Below are 22,447 nucleotides of genomic sequence, written 5' to 3'. Positions count from 1 at the left end.
GTAATACATTACATAATGAGGAAATTACTTGATGATTATTGGGTTGCAAATAAAACCCAGCGCCCTTCACCCCAAAACCAAATAAATTATAATTAATTAAAAGCAGTGAGATAGGAGAGATAAACTATTATGAAAACCTTAATGAAATGGTCACTCGAAGAATATCATAGCCTTATTGACAATGGACTCTTAGCAAGAAAAAATGTTGAATTATTAGAAGGGGAATTAATCGAAATGCCTCCAGAAAGCCCACTGCATACTCATGTTACCGTAACTGGTTCTAACTATCTTCGAGAAAGATTGAAGGGCGCTGGTGTAATCAGAGAAGCGCACCCCATCACTCTAACAAACTCTGAACCAGAACCAGATATAGCCATAGTCAAACCACATTCTCACGAATATAAATATCAACATCCATCATCAGAAGACATTTTTTTATTAATTGAAATTTCTAATAAAACCTTGAATTATGATCTTAATGATAAGAGAAAAGTATATGCCAAAGAAGGCATCAAAGAGTATTGGGTAGTAGATATTAAAAACCAGCAAATCAATATATTTTTAAATCCTGAAAATGAAGATTACCAAACACAAAAAGTTATTAGAGAAGGTGTAATAAAAATTCAATCCTTCCCCGATTTAGAATTAAACATTAATCAGTTATTTAAATGGTAACTTTACTCCAAGCGCCCTCCACCATTTCTTACTCCCCTCTCCTGTGGGAGCAGGGCGTTTTCATTCTCAAAAATGTTAGTTTCTCAAACTAGCCAATAATCTGAAATTCAGAGGTTTTTAACTACTAATAAATCAATTAATAGTAAAAAATCCTCCTGTCTCCCTGAATCTCCCCCCTTTTTAAGGGGGGTTGGGGGGGATCATCCTTATATTGTCTTCTTGTCAAAAACAAATCAATTTTGATCCTGACTTTGAAAACACCCTGCTGTGGGAGAGGGGTTGGGGGTGAGGGTAAACCCTCAGCGCCCTCCCCCCTACAACACAATAAATTATAATGAAATTAACAATTAGAGGTAGTTATAATGGTAGCTGAATTAATCAAGAACCAAACTAATTTATATGACATTGACTATTATCTTTGGACAATAGAAACGGTTGAACTATTAAAAACAAAAAATTGGGATAAATTAGATTTAGCAAACTTAATTGAGGAGTTAGAAAGTTTGGGTAAAAGTGATTTTAATAAAGTCCGAAGCCTATTAAGACAGATTATTGTTCATATTTTATTACTAGAATATTGGGATCGAGAATATGAAAGAAATTATCGTCATTGGCGCGGAGAAATTATCGCTTTCCGAGATGATTTAAACAATAGTTTAACCACAACATTAAAAAATAAATTAACTCAAGAATTAGAAACTATTTATAATGTATCAAGGAAAATTGTCATTCAAAAAACAGGACTAAATCAAAAGCTATTTCCTAATAATTGTCCTTATTCCCTAGATAAATTAATTAACGATGAATGGTATCCTCAAAAAAAAGATTAGTTACCCCATGACTTGGAATATAACCTTCTAGCTGAGATGTTGCTACCATGTTAATAGCATGTGCAGAGTGAATAACAAAAGGCTGACGATTTGTCATCACGTCAATAATTACATCAGTATCAAATAATACTTTTTTCAACGATATTTTTTCTCCAAATAATTAACATAAGATTCTTGAGACAGACTGTTTTCACATGAAATAACGCCGATTAAACTGTTGGTCTAATAGTCCAAAGTTTCTCCTGTAGTCTCATTTTCAGACAAGGTAAAATGAGTTTCTTTTTGAATAGAATTGAGTAATGATTGCACCAAGTGCCATTTTTCTTGTAGGGGTAATTTTAATACTTGATTTTCTAATTCTATTAAATTCATAAAATCAATTAGTTTGGAAAACTTTTAATTACTATACTTTATTACGGGCTAAAATTAGTATCTCACAATAAAATTTATTTTATTTTTGCGGTGACTTAATCAATTATCTCATTAGTTGTTGCAAACTGTATAAAGCATTGATAGAATTGCACTATACAATTTTCAATAAAATGCAACATGTATTCAAAAAAAAGGAGACAGACGAACAACATATATTATCTATTTGGCTTTTTGTGGAATTTATATCATTCCTCTTTTTGTAGCTATGTTTTATCACCAAGAATATATCTTAAGCAACGTAAATGACATAATCTTAAAAGCTCCTTTGCCTTGGAATATTTCATTGGATATAAGTTATAAATATATGATTTTTGTAGGTATATTCTATGGTGCTTTGTCCCTAACATATAAAAAATTATTTAAATTTATTTACAATAAATTAACATTCTTTACAGGACTATTTTTATTCTTCCTTGTTATTCTTTTACTAATTGGCGATTGTTTTGGAATGTGGTGGGTATGGAACTTTATGTAAATGCTTGGACGCAATTTTGGGAAAATTTTTGGGAAAATTTGTTTGGTGGCTGGAAGTAAACCAGCGCCCTTCACTGAATAATAAAAACTATAATAGTTTTATTAATGAAAATATATAGAGAGATAAAAACATGGTACAACAATTAATTAAAGAAGAGAAAAATTTATATGATACTGACTATCATCTTTGGGTACTAGAAACTATTGAAAAACTAGAAAAAAGAGATTTAGATTCCCTTGATTGGGAAAATTTAATTGAAGAGGTATTAGATTTGAGTAAAAGAGATAAAAGAAAACTACAAAATTTACTAAAAAGATTATGCGAACATTTATTAAAACTTAAATATTGGGAAGGGGAAATGGAGAGAAATAAAAAGCATTGGCGAGGAGAAATAACTAATTTTCGTCAGCAAATTCAATATGAATTGGAAGATAGTCCTAGTTTAAAACCTTATTTAGCACAAATATATAGTCAGTGCTATGAAGATAGTCGCAAAATAGCATCCCAAAAGTCTGGACTACCTCTCATTACCTTCCCTGAAAATCCCATCGCTAATTTAGAACAAATTTTAGATGAAAACTGGCTTCCTTAATTCACGGCGAAGGGCGCCCTCCACCCTTCAAACAATCGTAGGGGTTGAATATCATTCAACCCTCACACACAATTTACCCCAATCACATCACAAAACTAATTAGCGCACCCCAAACACTCTTCCTTAAAGTTGTCTTTCTGCACAATACGAATATAATACACAGCCTTACAACCAGATTGCCAAGCTAACATCAGCGTATCAAAAATATCCTTAGCTTTCAGCGCCCTTCCCGGTTCATCAGGATAATAAACCCCCTCATTAAGATTAAAAAGTAACTCCATCGAAATCCCCGTATCAATCCATTGTTGTATTACACTAACTGCTCGTACTACACTATTTTGGTCAAGATTTTTATTTTCCTGATAATACCAGTAACCATCCTTAATATAAGGCGGTGCAATAGGCACAGTGCCTTTAGCCCACTTATCATAAAAGAAACGACTATAAACAGGTAAAATACTAGCCGTGCAACCCTGCACCAAACTAGAAGAAGTATTAGGCGCAATAGCAGTAATATGTGAATTGCGGATGCCAAAAGTTTGAATATCGTCAGCTAACTTTTCCCAGCGCCCACCATCATAAGCATTATCCCTAAACCATTGTACAGGTTTAGAACCAATCAACAAACCCTTTTGCCAATCACTACCGTTATAACCGTCAAAACTTCCCCTAGTCTTTGCCAACTCCATGGATGCCAGAGTGCAAAAATAGCCCATATCCTCAAACAAATCGCTAATTTCCTTTAAATTACTGTAGCGTAACTCGTGTTTAGCCAACCAATCCGCCAAACCCATAGCGCCCACCCCAATAGTGCGATAACGGTTATTATGGTTTTTAGCATCAGCAAAAGGAGGATTAGTAATATCAATAGTATTATCTAAAATTCTCACCGCAATACTACAAACATCCTTAAATTCTTCTCTCTCAAGATTAGCAAGGTTAAGAGAAACAAGGTTGCAACAGTGCGCATAATTACCACTGGTAACGTTACTATAAGACTCACAACAAAGATTAGTTTGAGGAATATAACCATCATGCTTATTAGGGTTCGCACGATTAATAGTATCTTTGAACGCAAGGTAAGGCATCCCCGTTTCCACCTGAGCGCGCATAATATGTTTGAATAACTCCCTAGCATTGACTTTCTTGTATAGTCTAATAACAGAATCAAGACTATTCTCTATGTGTTGATATGCCTGATCAAAATCAGCGCCCCACAAACTAGCCAAATCATAGCCAAGTTTTTCCTTCACCTCATAAGGATCAAAAATAGTCCAATCCGTTTTCGCTTCCACTCGGCGCATAAACTCATCAGGAATAATCAACTGAGGGAAAACATCATAAGCCTTGCGTCTTTGATCGCCATTTTCCGTTTGCATTTCCAAAAATTCTGGCACATCCAAATGCCAAATATCCAAACCTACAGTCACCGCACCAGCACGCCTCCCCCCTTGATTTACCGCAATAGCAGTATCATTGAGTAATTTAATCCAAGGAATTACTCCCCCAGATGAATTAGCTTTTCCCATCACACTGCTACCAGTGGCACGAATACGAGAGACATTGACACCCACACCACCGCCATTTTTAGAAATTCTTGCTGTGTTAGTAATTTCCCGATAAATACTTTCGAGGTTATCATCCATAGCGATGATAAAACAACTGGTTAAAGAACCATTTGGCACTCGTAAATTAGCTAAAATAGGCGTAGCTAAAGATATTTTTCTTTGGGCAATAGCTTCATAAAATGCCTTAGCATAAACTAATCTTTCTGATTTTTTCTCATTCATTGCTAACAATAAAGCACAAGTTAAAAAAGCTTCCTGTGGCAACTCATCAGGCAATAAATAACGGCTAGTTAGTAAAACTGTACCAGCATAATCATATTCTAAATCATAGTCAGGGTTAATCCATTGATTCGCTGTTTCTAATTCTTCCGTTGAGTAAGCAGACAATCTCTCATCATATTTACCCTCTGCCAAGAAATCCTTAACAGTCTGCGCATAGTCACCATAATTGTAACCCCGCCTAACTAATATTTCTTTCCATAAACTCCACATCGCTAATCTACCAGCGACATAACGCCAATCTGGTTCATCAATACTACACATCTCCAGCGCGCAGTTAACTAGATTATCTTGAATTTCCCTAGTGGAAATACCGTAACGCAGACGGGTTTTCATCCCTGCTTCCAAAGCAATGCTATTGACATCTAAACCATTACAAGCCCAATTTACTACCTTGCGAATTTTGCCGATGTCTAAATCTGCTAAACTGCCATTTCTTTTGATTACCTTAATTACGGTAGGCTTTTCATCATGGCTAGAATTGTCCTTGTCATTGACTGATATTGTTAATGTTTGTTCCTGAGTCTCGAATGGCATTGCTGTGGTTTACCTTAAAATTTATAATTATAATGTTTACAATGTACTACAAGTGTAAAACACAAATAGCGATGAAAATGTGACGGGCGAAGGGCAAAGTTGTTTAATTTTAAAATTTTTAGCTTGGGCAAAGTAATGAGTAAGAAGTAAAAAGTAATAAGTTTTGACTGTTTTTGATGAAAAAAGATTTTCTGAAAATTTTTAAATAATAACTAAAATGTCAATAACCAAAAACTTTGTGATACTCATAGGCTAAAAATTATAGCTAACTCGTGCCTCTTACTTTTACTTTGAAAACGCCCTGCTCAAAAAAGGGGAAGATAATGAATAAACCCAGCGCCCTCCACCCATAGAGATATTTTGGTTATTTTGCCAAAAATTGACGACAACATTTCCACCAGAAATTAACTAGAAAGAAAATACTCTGATTGATTTGTATTAATGTGAGGGAAATGAAAATTTATTGATAGCGATTGAGAAGGGATTGTAAACCGCCCTGATAACCAGCGCCCACCGCATTCATACGCCATTCTCCGTCTTTGCGATACAACTCCGCCATGATGATAGCGGTTTCGATGGAGAAATCTTCTTCTAAGTCATAACGCAAAACTTCCTCTTTGGTGGCGACATCCACTAGACGCACAAAGGCATTTCTCACCTGTCCAAAATTTTGCCCTCTTTTATCTGCTTCATGAATAGTGACAGTGATAACAATTCTTTGGACATCAGCCGGAACTTTTCGCAAATCAACGATAATGACTTCGTCATCTCCTTCCCCTTCACCCGTGAGATTATCTCCCATGTGTCTGACAGACTTATCCGGGTCTGGACTGGTAAGATTATTGTAAAAGATAAAGTGCTGATCGGAAATTAATTTTTCTTTAGCATTAAGTAAAAACACAGAGGCATCAAGGTCAAAATCAACCCCTGTATCCGTTACATTGGTATCCCACCCCAAACCGATAAAACCAGCGGTTAAACCGGGAGCGACTTTATTTAGGGACACTCTCTGCCCTTTTTGTAGTGATATTGCCATGAGATTCTACATCTTTTTCGTTACTACCTCTTATTATCATAGGACTATTTTGAGAAAATAAACTTTTTTTTTTCCTTGATTTATCTGCTAAAATATGCTATGTTTTTATAGGTATTAAGATTGATTTTCTGTGACGATCGGCGCTAGTTCATCACTTAGGTTGATCCAATCTTCTAAGGCAAGATTTTCTGCTCTGGCTTGGTCGTTGATGTTTAAATCTTGTAAAACTTTACTTAAAGTTTCTATTTCTATAAGAGATTTTAAATTGTTTTTTAGCATTTTTCTTCTACTAGCAAAACCTAACCTAATTATAGTTTCTAAAAATTTAGGCTTTTGAGTAGGTTTACTAATCGAACGAGGGGTGATTTTTACCACTACTGAATCTACTTTCGGACGGGGCGAAAAGTCCTCAGCACTTACATCACAAACAATCTCACATTCTGCTAAATATTGAACTCTGACAGTTAACGCGCCATAAACTTTGTTGTTTGGTTGAGCAACTAATCTTTCTCCTACTTCTTTTTGTACTAATAAAACGATAGAGTCTAAGGTGGAGGGCGCTGGATTTGAGATCGTGCCTAAAAGTTTCTCAATAATCGGACCAGTAATATTATAAGGAATATTAGCAACTACTTTATTAAAATTTCTAAACTGAGGAAAATTAACTAATGTAGAATCTAAATCTAACCCTAAAAAATCTCCTTCTAAGAGTAAAAAATTATCAACATTTTTATATTTTTGTACTAATTTCTTACATAAATCTCGATCAATTTCTATTGCTAATAAATTTTTGACGTAAGGTAAAAGACGAGAGGTGAGAACACCTGTACCCGGTCCAATTTCTAATACTGTATCAGCGCCCTTCATCGTTGTTAAATCGGCTGATTGAATAATATTACTTAAAGCTGTTTCGCTTTTTAACCAATGTTGCCCAAACTGTTTTTTTGCTCTAATAGCCATCGATAAATAATAAATAATAAATAATGAATAATTGATAATTGATGCACCAATAACTACATAACTGAGTATGAAAACTTCTTCCTTTTTACTTTCTCTCCATGTCCTCACGCCAAAACAAATAATAACTACAAGGAACAAATTAGCTTACTAGAACATCTTAACAGTAAGGTTTATCCTAAAATCAAAACTGTAATATATAGTTAGACTGTTAATACTAACTTACAACATACAATAAATGAAAACTAACACTATAGCCTTGTCCGTATCCTTGCTGTTAATCGGCACACTATCTATCAGTAACTTCAATCCCATGACAGCAACATCAGCCCAAGAAAATGCCCCCATAATCGATGGAAGCACCAGTGAAAACGCACTCGATTGGAATGGAGAATATTTAGGTATTTTGCCTTGTGGCAGTTGTGCCGGAATCAAAACCGAAATTCTCCTCAACCCTGACTTAACCTATCGTTTACGCCGTCAATACTTAGGCAAAAACGAGAATTTCTTTGAAACTACTGGTAATTTTACTTGGAATACCCAAGGTAATATTATCACCCTTGAAGGTTTGGAAAATGAACCAACTCGCTATCTAGTGGGTGAGAATAGACTATTTCAATTGGATATGGAAGGCAATATAATTGTGGGAGATTTGGCTGATAAATATATTTTGGGGAAAGTTAGTGAAACTGGGGAAATGGCAAAAAATAACGCTACTTTAACGGAAACCTATTGGAAATTAACAGAATTAAACGGGAAGAAAATAGAAGATGCACCCAGAGACATTTATATTATGCTCAAAGATAATCAGCGAGTACAGGGTTTTGGTGGTTGTAATAACTTAATCGGTAGTTATGAACTAAAAGAAGGTAATCGCCTAAATTTTGTGCAGATAGCATCCACTCAAATGGCTTGTGAAGATATGGAGAAAGAATCTGGACTTTTTCAAGTCTTAAGAATGGTCGATAATTATAATTTGACTGGTAATACTTTAATATTAAATCGTGCTAGAATGGCGCCCCTCGCCGTTTTTGAAGCTGTTTATTTAGTGAAATAATATCAAAAGGGAGAAAGGGAAGCAGAGGGAGAAAGGGAAGCAGAGGAAGTAATAATTAATTAATAATTAATGGGTGACAGATGAAGAGTTAATTGTCAATTATCCATTGTTAGTTAAGACTTATCGGTAACTCTATCGAGAATTTCTAACATTTTTGCTTGTCTGTCTTCCACATCCTCTAAACGGCGGTAATAATCAGCTTGAATTTCCCAAAAATTCGCCTGAGAAGTCGATAATCTAGCCATCCATTCATACATCTGTTTACGATCTTTTCGCCATTCCTCTCGATCTTTCTGCCATTCCTTTTGAGACTTACTGAAACTGCGACTCAATGCTTCAATAGCTTTAGCATTAAAGGCGATTAATTGTCTAAGTTCTTCGTCGCTCACGGTTTTTAAAACTTATTTTTAAATAGCATTCTAATTTTAGCATAAATCTAAAAAGCTAAAAAAATCCAATATTACCAAGGGAATGTCAGAAAACATAGACAAACTAAAACAAAAATAAAGAACCGAAAGCATTAGAATAATTGAGATTAAGATAAACTAAAGAGTTAAGGCGGTAAAGATTTATGCCACGTCGTGAAGATATAAACAAAATTCTTATTTTAGGATCAGGTCCTATTGTCATCGGTCAAGCCTGTGAGTTCGACTACTCTGGTACACAAGCCTGTAAAGCCCTACGAGAAGAAGGTTACCAAGTCGTATTGGTGAACTCCAACCCAGCTACCATTATGACCGATCCCGACACAGCCGAGCGCACCTACATCGAGCCGATCACCCCAGAAATGGTAGAAAAAGTCATCGCCAAAGAAAGACCCGATGCCCTTTTACCCACCATGGGAGGACAAACTGCCCTCAACACCGCCGTATCTCTGGCAGAGTCAGGGGCGCTGAATAAATACGGTGTGGAATTGATTGGCGCGAAATTACCAGCAATCAAAATGGCAGAAGATCGGGAACTCTTTAAAGAAGCCATGGCGCGCATCGGCGTTCCCGTTTGCCCTTCAGGTATTGCCAGTAACTGGGAAGAAGCCAAAGCCGTTGCTGAAGAAATCGGCACTTATCCCTTAATTATCCGCCCAGCCTTTACCATGGGGGGAACTGGAGGCGGTATCGCTTACAACCAAGAAGAATATGAGGAGATGGCTAAATTTGGCATTGATGCCTCTCCCATGTCACAAATCTTGGTGGAAAAATCTCTCATCGGTTGGAAAGAATACGAGTTGGAAGTGATGCGCGACATGGCGGATAACGTAGTAATTGTCTGTTCTATCGAAAATATTGATCCCATGGGAGTTCATACGGGAGATTCTATCACAGTAGCGCCCGCCCAAACCCTCACGGATAAAGAATATCAACGGTTAAGAGATTATTCCAAAGCTATTATCCGAGAAATTGGCGTGGAAACAGGGGGATCAAATATTCAGTTTTCCGTTAACCCCACCAATGGCGATGTTATCGTCATTGAGATGAATCCGAGGGTATCTCGTTCATCTGCATTAGCATCCAAAGCCACAGGGTTTCCCATTGCTAAATTTGCCGCTAAATTAGCCGTTGGTTACAGTTTAGACGAAATTTCTAACGACATCACCCAGAAAACTCCAGCATCCTTTGAGCCTACCATCGATTATGTGGTGACGAAAATTCCTCGTTTTGCCTTTGAAAAATTCCCCGGCTCATCTTCTACCCTCACCACCCAAATGAAATCCGTTGGGGAAGCCATGGCAATCGGGCGCACGTTTAACGAGTCCTTCCAAAAAGCGTTGAGATCACTGGAGATCGGGCGCTATGGCTTCGGTTGTGACAAAAAAGAAACTTTACCTACTTTATCGCAAATCAGCGCCCTCCTCCGTACACCCACCCCTGAACGTATTTTCAGCGTCTATCACGGCTTTAGATTGGGTATGACTACCGAAGAAATTCACGAACTCAGCGCCATTGATCCTTGGTTTTTAGATAAAATGGCGGAAATTGTGGAAGTAGAAAAATTCCTCAAGCGCACTCCCTTAACCAAAATTACCACCGCTGAAATGCGCTTAATTAAACAACAGGGATTCAGCGATCATCAAATTGGTTTCGCCACCAAAACCACCGAAGACGAAGTAAGGGCATATCGTAAAGGCTTGGGCGTTTTACCTGTTTATAAATTGGTGGATACCTGCGCCGCCGAGTTTGAAGCCTTCACACCTTATTATTACTCTACCTACGAATCAGGGGAAAGCGAACATAACCCCACCGATAGACGCAAAGTAATGATTTTGGGCGGTGGTCCAAATCGCATTGGGCAAGGTATTGAGTTTGATTACTGTTGTTGTCATGCTTCCTTCTCTTTGCAGGATGCAGGTTTTGAAACCATTATGGTTAACTCTAACCCTGAAACCGTTTCCACCGACTACGACACCAGCGATAGGTTATATTTTGAACCTCTCACCAAAGAAGATGTTTTGAATATCATCGAAGCGGAAAACCCTGAAGGGATTATTATTCAATTTGGTGGGCAAACTCCTTTAAAATTAGCTGTACCCCTCAAAAATTATTTAGCTAGTCCAAACGTACCAGTTACCACTAAAATTTGGGGTACTTCTCCTGATTCCATTGATACGGCGGAAGATCGGGAAAAATTTGAGGCGATTCTCAACGATTTGGATATTAAACAACCCGCCAACGGTATCGCGCGCAGTTTTGAAGAATCTTTAGTAGTGGCAAAAAGAATCAGTTATCCTGTGGTAGTACGCCCGTCCTATGTTTTGGGAGGTCGGGGTATGAGTATTGTTTACAACGAGACGGAGTTGGAACAATATATGAAATATGCGGTACATATCGAACCGGATCACCCTATTTTAGTCGATAAGTTTTTACAAAATGCCATTGAAGTGGATGTGGATGCCATTTGTGACCATACGGGTCAGGTTTTGATCGGTAGTATTATGGAACATATTGAGGAAGCTGGGGTGCATTCGGGGGATTCTGCTTGTTCTATCCCTTATATTTCCTTGTCTGATGAGGTTTTGGCTACCTTGAGAGATTGGACTGTCAAACTGGCTCGATCTTTGGAAGTGCGCGGTTTGATGAATATTCAGTATGCGGTACAGGGAGATACTTGTTATATCCTTGAGGCTAATCCTCGCGCTTCTCGTACTGTGCCTTATGTATCGAAGGCTATTGGCAGACCTTTAGCTAAAATTGCTTCTCTGGTGATGTCGGGTAAAACGTTGGTAGAGTTGGGCGCCACGGAGGAAATTATCCCCCGTCATGTGGCAGTCAAAGAGGCGGTATTACCCTTTAATAAGTTTGTAGGTACTGATACTTTGCTCGGTCCAGAAATGCGTAGTACGGGGGAAGTTATGGGTATTGATGTGGACTTTGGTAAGGCATTTGCAAAAGCGGAGATGGGCGCTGGGGTTGCTATTCATACTTCTGGAACGGTGTTTATTTCCATGAGTGACCGTGAGAAAGAAGCTATTGTGCCTGTGGCGAAGGATTTGATTAGTTTGGGGTTCAAAATTGTCGCTACTTCTGGCACTCGTCAAACCTTGTTAGAACACGGTTTGGAAGATGTGGAGTTGGTGTTAAAACTGCACGAAGGTCGCCCTCATGTGGTGGATTGGATCAAAAATAATCGTATCCAATTCATTATCAATACTCCCAGCGCTGAGGATTTTGCTCAGGCTGACGGGCGCAAAATTCGCCGTTCTGCTTTAGATTATAAGTTACCGATTATTACTACGATTGCGGGCGCTAAGGCTACGGTGGAGGCTATTCGTTCTATCCAGTCTGAACCTCTACAGGTGAGGGCGCTTCAGGATTATTTTAATTAATTCTTATTGTGTTGGTGTTGGGTTTCGTGCCTCAACCCAACCTACGGTTTAATAGAGTTGTATGGTAATGTTATTCACAATTCAAAATATTTGTAGGTTGGGTTAAACGAAGTGCAACCCAACACCCCATTTTAAAATTTATGTTTTTATGCAATATCGCAGAGCAAAAATTCAAGGAGGGACTTATTTTTTTACCCTAGTCACTTACAATCGAAACCCTATTTTATGTTATCCAGAGAATATTCAACTATTAAGAGAAGCCTTTGCTTATGTCATGAAAAGACATCCTTTTGTGATTGATGCCATCGTAATTTTACCAGATCATCTTCATTGTATTTGGACATTACCAGAAGCAGACGCCAATTTTTCTACTCGTTGGCGATTAATCAAAGGTTATTTTAGCCGTAAGTGTGATGAAAAATATCAGGGGAAAATTTCCATATTTCGACAGAAAAAACAGGAAAAAGCAATATGGCAAAAAAGATTTTGGGAACATTTGATCAGGGATGAGCAAGATTTTATTAATCATGTTAATTACATCCATTACAATCCTGTTCATCATGGATTAGTCAAAGCCGTAAAATATTGGCAGTATTCGAGTTTTCACCGATATGTAAATGAAAATATATATGATATGGATTGGGGTCTCTGGGCGTTTTCTTGGATGACTAGAGGTGATACACCTATTTGACCGTAGCTGGATTGGATACTGTAAAAAGGGGCAATTAAACTAATTAAAGTGGGAAAAAGGTAACTGACCAGTTTTTTTGTTTTTAACATCTTTTCCAAGGTACAATTAATTTTGCTTTCAGATCAGCGCCCTTCACCTTAGTTGAAACCATGGTAAAGAAAAAATATGCCTCTTCTCTAATTAGTATGATAGATTAATAAAAAATAATTCTGATAACTGTTGCTGAATAGTAATCATAGCAAAATAGAAGTTAAAAGTTATAAACTATTATTTAATAATTCCCTTTTGCTTATTGCCTACCTCAACTAACAATTTACATACTGAAAATAAAAGAGCCAAAAATATTTTTTCATTAACCGAGAAAAAGTCCTAAGATTGTTATATTAAGAATCAGTAGCGCTGAGTAAGTACAACCTCAACTCCATTTGAGGGAATCAGATCTAGCTAATATGTAATCATAGTTTAAGATGACTAGATTTTAGTCACACTGTTCCCTAGTTTGTTATCCTTAACTTGCCCTCTGTGTTTCCACCTAAAAGAAGATCATGAGTAACCCCAGTCAAACCCAAGAATTATATAAGCAAACTTTGATGCGTCTAGGTTCAATGTTGAAGCTGTTAAAACAGGGAGATAGTCCACAAAATCGGGAGAAGATTCAGAGTTTCTGCGATTATTTATCCCTAGAGGGCAGAAAACAAAATTTATTTGGTTGGGTGGAGTTGATGGAAACGGCGAAAGCTGCTATTGCTAAACCACAGCATAACTATAGTTCTACCACTAAATTAATTATTAAAGAGATTAAAGAAGCCGGAGAGCATTTAATTAAGGGAGAAATAAATTCCATTGCCATGAGTGATCAACTTCTCAATCTAGCGCCCTCCGCCAAAGCTAGATTTATGGATGTAGAAACCATTTACGCTCAACCTCAAACGGCTGAAGAACAAAAACAGGCTGTTTCTAGGGGTACTTTGGAAAGAGATTTATGGCGAGAAACCTTATTTACTACCCCTGAAATTGATCCAGAACAAGAATTAAGCAAAGATTCTGACAATGATAGTTTTAATGATGATTTTCTCGATACTATTAATGACAAAACTAACACGAATCTGGACGATTGGTTAGATGAGGATTCTTTTGGTTCAGAAAACCCCATGATTAGTTCTATTTTTCTTACCAGCAAAGATACTAGCACCAATTCAGGGGATGATTTTGATGATTTATTTGCCGAATTAGATGATGAGGATGAGAGTGGCAAAGTAGAGCCAGATCAATGGAGTAATAAAGCAGAAGTCGAGACGGAGGAATTAGACGAAGATTGGGATTTCCTCGATGACGATGAAAGTGAAATGGTGATGGGCGCTGGTTTTGTAGAGGAAGAAGATTTATCAGGCAGTTTAGGTGACTTGTTGGATGATTTAGGGGAAGGCATCGATTTTGGAGTAGAAAGCACCATTGAAATTCCCACGGATAATAATAGTCGAGGTACAGTCATAGTAGATGATCCATTAGCAGAAGTTGCTGAAGACTGGGAAGACATCACAGCGCCCCTCACCGTGGCAAATGCCTTACCACTAATTTACAACAACTTTGAAGAGTTGGATAAAGTCATTGTGGGAGAAAATGAGCATAAATATAAAACCCTCACCATTGATTTTCCAATATCGCGCCTAGCCATTACCTATTATGATAACTTCAATGAATTAGAAAAATTGGTTAATACCCATGATCTAGCACAAGAGCAAGTTAATTGGCAAGAATTAGAACTGATGATTGCTGATAACTTATTAGCCAATGCCAAAATGACGATGACGGGCGCTACAGTGTATCCCGAAAGTGAAAATTTGGAAGCAGAATTAAGCGATTTAGACCGACTTCTCGCCCAAGCCGAGAAAAGTGGCGCCCCCAAAGCCCGACTTAACAAAACCCCAGCGCCCTCCACCGCCAAAGCTCAAGTATTTGAACAAAGTATGAGAGTACCAGTCAAACAACTAGATAACCTCAATAACTTAGTTGGGGAAATGGTGGTAAGAAGAAATAGACTGGAAGAAGACCAAGATAAATTAAGACAATTCCTTGATAATCTCCTCTCCCATGTACAAGGATTAAGTGATGTGGGCGCCCGTATGCAAGATATGTACGAAAGGAGCTTACTGGAAGGCGCTCTCATTGACAGTAGAAAACGTAACCAATCCATCGTTAAAGAGCAACTGGCGAGGGCAGAAAATAAAAATAATACCGTAGTGCCTACCACAGGTTTTATCAGTAACGAACCCACTTCTCCTAATCCCCTTGAATTAGACGAATTAGAATTAGATCGCTTTACGGGATTTCACCTCCTCTCTCAAGAAATTATCGAATTAATCGTCAGGGTAAGGGAATCCACCTCAGATATTCAATTCCTAGTGGATGAAACAGATCAATTAGGGCGAAATTTACGGCAAATTACCACTCAACTACAAGAGCAAATCAACAAGTCAAGAATGGTGCCATTTGCTCAGAATGCCGACCGTTTGCCCCTACCCATTCGCAAAATCGCTCAAAGTTACAACAAACAAGTACAGCTTAAAGTAGAAGGAAGAGACGTATTAATCGATAAAATGATCCTTGAACACCTTTGGGATCCACTTTTACAAATCGTCAAAAACTCCGTCACTCACGGCATCGAACAGCCCGAAGAAAGACAAGCTAACGGCAAAGCCCCTATGGGAACCATTACGGTGAGAGCCTTTTTACAAGGACCTCAAACGGTAATTTCCATTTCTGATGACGGGGCAGGTATTGATGCTCACAAAGTCAAACAAAAGGCAATTCAACAAAAATTAATTACCCCAGCCCAAGCTCAAAACTTGAAAGATCAAGAAGTTTACGAGTTTTTGTTCAACGCTGGTTTCACCACCAAAGATAAAGCCGATAGCCATGCAGGAAGAGGGGTAGGCTTGGATATTGTGCGCAACTCTCTCAATGAAATTAGGGGATCGGTATTCATCGACTCTACCCCCGGACAAGGTACAACTTTCACCATCCGTCTGCCTCTAACTTTGAGCATCGGTAAAGCGCTTTGTTGTTTGAATGATAATGCGCGCATCGCCTTTCCCATTGATGGAATTGAAGATACCCAAGATTTTGCCATCAGCGATCTTAAAGTTAACAGTAAAGGGGAAAAATGTATTCCTTGGGAAGATGGCTTGTTGCCTTTACGTTCCCTTAGTTCCCTTTTGACTTACAATCGTCAAATTACCCGTAGTATTGTTTATACCACCAGCAGTGGAGATGATGAAACTATTCCAGTGGTCATTTTACGAGGTGGTAACAACCTGTTAGCTATTCAGGTGGATGAGGTGTTAGGGCAAGAAGAAATCGTTATTAAACAAATCTCTGGACCTTTACCGAAACCTAAGGGTATTGCCGGGGCGACGGTGCGCAGTGATGGGATTGTCATGGCTATTGGGGATGTTATTGAGTTGATCGAAATTGCCCAAGGCAACCTCAGTAATAAAGTTAAGTCGGAAATGTTCCCTGATAATCGTGGTAATCAAGCGACTATGTTTGATTCACCTAGTAGTAATCAGCCTTTTGTCTTGATTGTGGATGACTCTATCACGGTGAGAGAGATGTTATCCATGACTTTCTCCAAATCTGGTTATCGGGTAGAACAGGCGAGAGATGGTCAGGAAGCGTGGCAGAAGCTCAAATCTGGTTTGCCTTGTGATTTAATTTTCTCTGACATTGAAATGCCTCGCATGAATGGTTTGGAGTTGTTACAACATATCCAAGAAGATGAGGAGTTAGCAAGGATTCCAGTGGCGATTTTGTCTTCCCGTGGGGCACAAAGACATCAAAAAATTGCGGCGGAATTGGGGGCTTCCGCCTACTTAATTAAGCCTTGTGTGGATAAGGATTTAATTGATTCGGCACAGAGAATGGTTAATGGTGAAGTGTTATTGGCCAATAGTACCAGAGTTCCTACTCTGAAGGTAAGTAAAATAACGGAAAATCTGGAGAAGGAAACTAATTCAAGTAAAAGAAGAACCAGTTCAGCGCCCCTCGTCTTGGTAATTGATGATTCGGTGGTGGTACGGGAAATGTTGTCTATGACCTTCAAAAAAGCCGGTTATGAGGTGGAACAAGCTAGGGATGGACAGGATGCTTGGGATAAAATTTCCGCTGGTTCTCCCTATGATTTGCTCTTGTGTGACATTGAAATGCCTCGCATGAATGGTTTGGAGTTGTTGGCGCGGATGCAACAAGATGAGGAGTTATCTAAATTACCAGTGGCTATGGTAACGTCGAGGGGCGCTGAAAAACACCGCCGTATTGCTGCGGATTTGGGAGCTAAGGCATATTTTACTAAACCCTATTTAGAAGATGAGTTATTGGAAGCGGCGCAAAAACTCATTAAGGGACAAGTATTATTAAGCTAGTTTATTTTAGAGATGTTGTCTGCAACGTCTCTACTGAAATGTGAAAAACAATCTTCAATGATGAATCAGCAAGATAGTCTCGAAAATTTTATCAATTTTTGTCAGCAACACATCACAGGGCAAGAAAGAAAAGAAGCTCAAATTTTTATTGATCGATTCTTTCAAGCCTTTGGTTATGGAGGGGCGCTGGAAGCTGGGGCAACATACGAGGAAGCGATAAAAAAAGGTAGTCTGAAAAAAAATACGGGTTTTGCTGATTTAGTCTGGAAACCTAAACTACTCATTGAGATGAAAAAACGAGGGGAAGACCTTAGTAAACATTATGCCCAAGCCTTCGAGTATTGGTCAAGACTTGTGCCTAATCGTCCTCGTTATGTAATACTTTGTAATTTTGATCAGTTTTGGATATTTGATTTTAATTTACAATTAGATGAACCTGTTGATATTGTTAATCTTGAGGATTTAGCTTCCCGCGCTTCGGCTTTCAATTTCATGAAGGCAGGGGATGTTAAATCTATCTTCAATAATAACCAAGTTGAAGTTACCGAAAAAGCCGGGCGCCGATTAGGGGAGTTATTCCAAATCCTCCAAGACAGATTAACAAAACTCTCCTCTCCCGCAGGAGAGGGGAGTAAGAGATTTTGGGGTGGGGTGAAGGGCGCTAGTTTTAAGCTAATGAGTATTGATTTGGTATCATAACCCACCGTGTAATTCATTACACGGCTAACAGTATTCCGTTTAATAAATTAAACTCTTTTTTAATCATTTTAGGTGGGGTGGTGAAAAGTTAAGAGAATGTAATCAAATTATAATTTACCTTCTATTTTCAGTTGTATTAAATTTTTAATTTGTTGCTTACCTTCTTCTGTATTTTCAAATTTATATTTAATACCACTACAGCGACTCATCAAAATCCTTAATGCTTCATCATCATCTTTATGGCTTAATACATAGGCTCCCAATTCGGCTTTTGTCATGATTTCAAAATTAGTTTTCATTTGGCAAAAACTCCTAATTTCCATCTGAATATATAATAATTTCAATATTTTCCCCTGCTAAAATGTAAATCTCTCCTTTTAATTCATCAAAACGAAATAAGATTATATCTTGATAAAAATCAGAAAGATTTTGGCAAATTTGCACAGATTTAATTGCCTGTTCAGCGGTTACAAAATTCAATTAGCCTCCATAATAAATTATTCATATTTTAATTTAAAATGATTATTTTAAAGTAGAAACCAGAACAGATAACAGACATTATAGGATATTTTCTACTACGGTGAAGGGCGCTGGTTTTGGTGATAGGGTAGAGGGGGAGAAGATGCGATGGAATTTAACAATAACTAAAATCTAATATCAATTATTTCCACTGCATCTTTAGCTGTAAGAATAGCAACATTGTTAAATTTTTTCAGATTTATTAAATCTTTCTTATCACCTGTCATCAAGTATATTTGCTTCACCTGCGATCGTTTTTTATTTATCCAAAGTCTAGTAAAACTAGCTCTTTCCGTCTTATTGCCAGATACCGATTTTCATTACTCTAGCATAGGTTTGAGCATCAAGTAACTGTTGGTCATATTTGCCGTCAGTATAATCTAAATTAACCAGCGCCCTTCCCCGTTGCAATAGGAATTGGTTAAGAAATCCTTGCTGACACCAGACATAACCAGAAATGCGCCCAAAACGATCTTTTTTGCCTAAATCACTAGCCACAATTACTTTAACCGATGGTAAAGATTTCTCACCATTGTTAGTTAAAAAATTTTTGATGTCAGTAATAATTTGAGTGTCCTCTTCCTTTTTCACATCTAAACCCATTAAACGCAAAGTATAGCCTTGATTATTGACGATAACGCTGAGGGTGTGGGCGCTGACTATTTCTCTCATGGTTGCTTCTATGCCTTCAGGATTAGGGCGACAGGCGCTGAGGGTTAACATCAGGCACACAATTAAAGGGATAATTTTTTTCATGAAGAAAAGCGTAGGGAGACAATAAATTAGGGGGTGCTGAAAAAGTATTTTAGTGAGGGGAGGTGTCAGGTGTCGGGTGTCAGGTTTCAGGTGAAATGCTTATCAATTAAAGAGTTAAGCCAAATAGTTATTTTTCATAAATTGCTCATTTGTATCAATAATTTTTGATTAGGGTATCAGAAATACAGATTTTTTGGCGAAAAAAGATTATTTTTGGCACTTTTTTTGAGTTTTATTGTGCTTAAAACCTTTATTAGACAGGGGTTTTGATTTATTCAGCAGACCCAAATTATGAATTATGAAATAATAATTTCCTTTGCCCCTTGCCCTTTTTACTTAGTCTTCTTCGATGGGAAAACCAAAGCGCACTCTACCCCTACCAAAATAGCGCCCGAATTGCAACTCATAAACCTCATCTTCATCTTGAGTCTCCACCACCAAATCAGAGCGAGGATAGCTAACACATAATAAAGCATAACCACGCCGTTGCAAATCCGGAGATAAACCCATGGCTTCTGGTTGATATATCTCCCCTTCCATTACCCTTACTGCACAAGTAGTACAAGCACCATTTCGACAGGAAAAAGGCGGTTTAACACTCTGATCCTCTGCGGTAGTTAAAATGTATTGATTTTCAGGAACAGTAATAGTTTTGACAGTGTTTTCCTGCCGATTATGAATAGTAACTTGATAGGTTCGAGTCATGATAAAAATACAACAACAATAACTTATTTTTTTCTTAATTATATCGAAAAATATTTAAGTATTCCTTGTAACAATAGCAATAAAGATGAAAAGAATAATCATGCACAAATAAACGGTTAAATTTGTTTCAATGGCAATGGAATCAAAGGGAAGGACAGATATATTATAAGTAATTCGGTTGATTGATAAGAAATTTTAATCAAATATAGTGGGGAGGGCGCTGGGATATTCTAATCTTAGATTTAACAAGATATTGAGCAACTTATGAAAAGATAAATACCTTGCAATCTAATCCTCTTTTTGTGATCAAAGATGCACATTAACTGATAAATTGAGTTAACATTTAGTTGTGACTTTATCAAACATTACTTTTTACCATGACGATAGTGATTTCACAGTAAATATTGTATCTGTGGTTTTCTGTCCGACTATTTAACTATAACTTAGCAACAGGAACAAAAATTATGAAACTTTTTAATAACCATCAAAACCTATCTGCAGGGATATGCGTTTTAGCCCTCGGCTTAATTATTAATCCCACTACTGCCCAAGCTACAGTGGTTAGAGATATTGATTTATCTATTCCCCCCGATAATCCCATGTCTGCTACAGGGGCGATAAACGTTGAAGCCCTCAGCACCAATCTACACAACCTCGCACCGCAAGAATTAACCATTGCCAGTAACCGCCGTTTGCACAATCTGGTTAGTGCCAATGAAAAACCTCAACTTGCATCCTTAATTAACCTTGACTCAATCCCCGATAAAACACTCCATAATTTAACGAATATTAACCCCAGCGCCCCTCAACCAGTCATAACCATTGCTGATAATACCCCCATCCCCATTCCTATCCAATATCAAGAAAGAGAAGCCCCTAGTATTACCATTCCTGTAAACTCTCCAGCGCCAAGCATTCCTTTAACCGTTTCCCCAGCGCCCACCACCGTTAGTTTTCAAGAAAATGACCCCGTCAACAGCACTCCAGACGAGCCGAGATTAATTACCAATCCGGAAGAAATAAACTTCTCTGCTGACGTTGCCAATAAAAATATTAGCCCTAAAAATATTAGCAACAGTCAAGAAGTAATGGCTTCCATACCCATACAAGTGGACTTTTATAACCCCAGTAGTATGCCCCCCTCCATTGAAATTACCTCCCCAGATTTTCCCAACCAATTTAATTCCCCTGAACAATATCTCCCTGACGCAGAAAAACCTTTCAATGGCTATATTTGGCCCGCTAAAGGCACTTTTACCTCTGGTTACGGTTGGCGCTGGGGTAGAATGCACCGTGGCATTGACGTAGCTGCCCCCGTAGGCACTCCCGTAGTGGCGGCTGCCGATGGCGAAGTAATTACCGCAGGTTGGAACTCTGGCGGTTTTGGCAACCTCGTTAAAATCAAACATCCTGACGGTTCAATTACTCTTTATGCTCATAATCAACGCCTGAGAGTGCGCCGTGGGCAACAAGTTAGACAAGGGCAACACATCTCTGACATGGGTAGTACAGGATTTAGTACAGGTCCTCATCTCCATTTTGAAATTCACCGAGACGGCAAAGCCAAAGACCCGATGGTTTTCCTCCCCCGAAGATAATCTTTTTCAAAGGGCAAAGGTTAAATTTGTTCACGTCTTAAAAAATGGAGTTTTAAATTCTTTATTATTCAATAATCTGTATTATTCAATAATCTGTAGGTTGGGTTAAGCATTAGCGCAACCCAACAATAATTAGGGTTTTCTGAATAAATCAAAACCTTTGTTAAACAAGGGTTTTTAGCGTAATTTACATAAAAAAAAGTGCAAAAAATAATCTTTTTTAGCCAAAAAAATCTGTATTTCTGATCTCTATAATCAAAAAAAATTGACACAAATGAGCAATTTAGGAAAACTAACCACTTTGCTAAAGTCTTTGATTTATAAGCATTGAAACCTTTGCCCGTTGCCCTTTGCCCTTCACCTCACCATTGCACTTTTTCAGCAACCCCTAATTATTACAACTTAGTAGTTTCTTCTTCCATCAATAACTTTTCACATAAATTTTTGATGCGAAAACGGGGAATATAAGGCCATCCGCCCTCTTCCTCAATGTGACGCAATAAAATGTAAAGATGATGACGGGTTTCTGGTAAAGAAGCACTTAAAAAATCATTAACAATATTACGATGTAAAAACTCAATTTCTCGTAAAATATGGATCAACTCTAAACAATTATCCTGAGAATTTTCCGCTAAAGCCAAAATTTCTTCAGTGAGAGGTTTTAATTTATTATGGATACTTTCTTGTTCGTACTGTTGATTTTCCATTAAATTTGACTTTGTTTCATCACCTAAATAGCTTTAACTTTGACACTCCCACCACTAAACCCTACGGGTTATAGTGGGGGATTCTTGGTTCAC

17 protein-coding genes and 1 pseudogene are annotated in these 22,447 nt (G+C 37.8%); 9 read left to right on the top strand and 9 right to left on the bottom strand.

Going from position 1 to position 22,447, the window contains the following annotated elements; genetic code table 11:
- The first annotated feature begins 129 nt into the window (after window positions 1-129).
- Window positions 130-675, top strand: coding sequence for a Uma2 family endonuclease (locus tag IGQ45_10960; GenBank protein MBF2057709.1), 546 nt, complete (start codon window positions 130-132; stop codon window positions 673-675).
- 362 nt (window positions 676-1,037) lie between these two features.
- The gene (locus tag IGQ45_10955) at window positions 1,038-1,505 is read left to right on the top strand and encodes a DUF29 domain-containing protein (GenBank protein ID MBF2057708.1); all 468 of its coding nucleotides are present in this window, start codon (window positions 1,038-1,040) and stop codon (window positions 1,503-1,505) included.
- 222 nt (window positions 1,506-1,727) lie between these two features.
- Here the strand turns inward: IGQ45_10955 and IGQ45_10950 are convergent, their stop codons facing one another.
- Window positions 1,728-1,877, bottom strand: a complete 150-nt coding sequence (locus tag IGQ45_10950) for a hypothetical protein (protein ID MBF2057707.1) — start codon at window positions 1,875-1,877, stop codon at window positions 1,728-1,730.
- A gap of 665 nt (window positions 1,878-2,542) precedes the next feature.
- Here IGQ45_10950 and IGQ45_10945 point away from each other — a divergent pair.
- A complete protein-coding gene (locus IGQ45_10945) occupies window positions 2,543-3,004 on the top strand; it encodes a DUF29 domain-containing protein (protein MBF2057706.1) in 462 nt (153 codons plus the stop codon).
- Between the two features lie 95 nt (window positions 3,005-3,099).
- Here IGQ45_10945 and IGQ45_10940 read toward each other — a convergent pair whose 3' ends face one another.
- The 3 genes from IGQ45_10940 to rsmA all read right to left on the bottom strand — a co-directional run bounded on the left by IGQ45_10940 (window position 3,100) and on the right by rsmA (window position 7,384).
- Complete coding sequence (locus IGQ45_10940) at window positions 3,100-5,388, bottom strand: ribonucleoside-diphosphate reductase subunit alpha (protein MBF2057705.1); 2,289 nt, start codon at window positions 5,386-5,388, stop codon at window positions 3,100-3,102.
- A gap of 460 nt (window positions 5,389-5,848) precedes the next feature.
- Entirely contained in the window at window positions 5,849-6,424 is a 576-nt protein-coding gene (locus IGQ45_10935; GenBank protein ID MBF2057704.1) for a TerD family protein, read from the bottom strand.
- Between the two features lie 114 nt (window positions 6,425-6,538).
- Window positions 6,539-7,384, bottom strand: a complete 846-nt coding sequence (gene rsmA, locus IGQ45_10930; GenBank protein MBF2057703.1) for a 16S rRNA (adenine(1518)-N(6)/adenine(1519)-N(6))-dimethyltransferase RsmA — start codon at window positions 7,382-7,384, stop codon at window positions 6,539-6,541.
- Between the two features lie 235 nt (window positions 7,385-7,619).
- Between rsmA and IGQ45_10925 the strand changes: the two genes are divergently transcribed.
- Window positions 7,620-8,438, top strand: a complete 819-nt coding sequence (locus tag IGQ45_10925; protein ID MBF2057702.1) for a copper resistance protein NlpE N-terminal domain-containing protein — start codon at window positions 7,620-7,622, stop codon at window positions 8,436-8,438.
- 113 nt (window positions 8,439-8,551) lie between these two features.
- Here the strand turns inward: IGQ45_10925 and IGQ45_10920 are convergent, their stop codons facing one another.
- Window positions 8,552-8,827 (bottom strand): hypothetical protein, encoded by a 276-nt coding sequence (locus IGQ45_10920; GenBank protein ID MBF2057701.1) that lies wholly within the window; start codon window positions 8,825-8,827, stop codon window positions 8,552-8,554.
- A 182-nt stretch (window positions 8,828-9,009) separates the two neighbouring features.
- Here IGQ45_10920 and carB point away from each other — a divergent pair, with 182 nt between their 5' ends.
- The 4 genes and pseudogenes from carB to IGQ45_10900 all read left to right on the top strand — a co-directional run bounded on the left by carB (window position 9,010) and on the right by IGQ45_10900 (window position 17,967).
- Window positions 9,010-12,258: a carbamoyl-phosphate synthase large subunit gene (carB, locus tag IGQ45_10915; GenBank protein ID MBF2057700.1), complete on the top strand. Its 3,249-nt coding sequence runs from the start codon at window positions 9,010-9,012 to the stop codon at window positions 12,256-12,258.
- A gap of 148 nt (window positions 12,259-12,406) precedes the next feature.
- Window positions 12,407-12,949 (top strand): transposase, encoded by a 543-nt coding sequence (locus IGQ45_10910; protein ID MBF2057699.1) that lies wholly within the window; start codon window positions 12,407-12,409, stop codon window positions 12,947-12,949.
- A gap of 545 nt (window positions 12,950-13,494) precedes the next feature.
- Complete coding sequence (locus IGQ45_10905) at window positions 13,495-17,370, top strand: response regulator (protein ID MBF2057698.1); 3,876 nt, start codon at window positions 13,495-13,497, stop codon at window positions 17,368-17,370.
- A 57-nt stretch (window positions 17,371-17,427) separates the two neighbouring features.
- Window positions 17,428-17,967: pseudogene (locus IGQ45_10900) on the top strand (class I SAM-dependent DNA methyltransferase).
- A gap of 209 nt (window positions 17,968-18,176) precedes the next feature.
- Here IGQ45_10900 and IGQ45_10895 read toward each other — a convergent pair.
- The 3 genes from IGQ45_10895 to IGQ45_10885 form a co-directional block, all read right to left on the bottom strand.
- Window positions 18,177-18,368 carry a hypothetical protein gene (locus IGQ45_10895; GenBank protein MBF2057697.1) on the bottom strand — a complete coding sequence of 64 codons (192 nt, stop codon included), beginning with the start codon at window positions 18,366-18,368 and terminating at the stop codon, window positions 18,177-18,179.
- Between the two features lie 517 nt (window positions 18,369-18,885).
- Window positions 18,886-19,344: a thermonuclease family protein gene (locus IGQ45_10890; GenBank protein ID MBF2057696.1), complete on the bottom strand. Its 459-nt coding sequence runs from the start codon at window positions 19,342-19,344 to the stop codon at window positions 18,886-18,888.
- Window positions 19,345-19,680: 336 nt separating this feature from the next.
- Complete coding sequence (locus IGQ45_10885) at window positions 19,681-20,049, bottom strand: 2Fe-2S iron-sulfur cluster binding domain-containing protein (protein ID MBF2057695.1); 369 nt, start codon at window positions 20,047-20,049, stop codon at window positions 19,681-19,683.
- 464 nt (window positions 20,050-20,513) lie between these two features.
- Here IGQ45_10885 and IGQ45_10880 point away from each other — a divergent pair, with 464 nt between their 5' ends.
- Window positions 20,514-21,647, top strand: coding sequence for a M23 family metallopeptidase (locus IGQ45_10880; GenBank protein MBF2057694.1), 1,134 nt, complete (start codon window positions 20,514-20,516; stop codon window positions 21,645-21,647).
- Between the two features lie 395 nt (window positions 21,648-22,042).
- Here IGQ45_10880 and IGQ45_10875 read toward each other — a convergent pair whose 3' ends face one another.
- Window positions 22,043-22,354 carry a hypothetical protein gene (locus tag IGQ45_10875; protein MBF2057693.1) on the bottom strand — a complete coding sequence of 104 codons (312 nt, stop codon included), beginning with the start codon at window positions 22,352-22,354 and terminating at the stop codon, window positions 22,043-22,045.
- Window positions 22,355-22,447 lie beyond the last annotated feature (93 nt).

The sequence above is a fragment of the Cyanobacterium sp. T60_A2020_053 genome (assembly GCA_015272165.1).
GTDB lineage: Bacteria > Cyanobacteriota > Cyanobacteriia > Cyanobacteriales > Cyanobacteriaceae > Cyanobacterium.
This window is presented reverse-complemented; position numbering and strand designations above follow the sequence as displayed.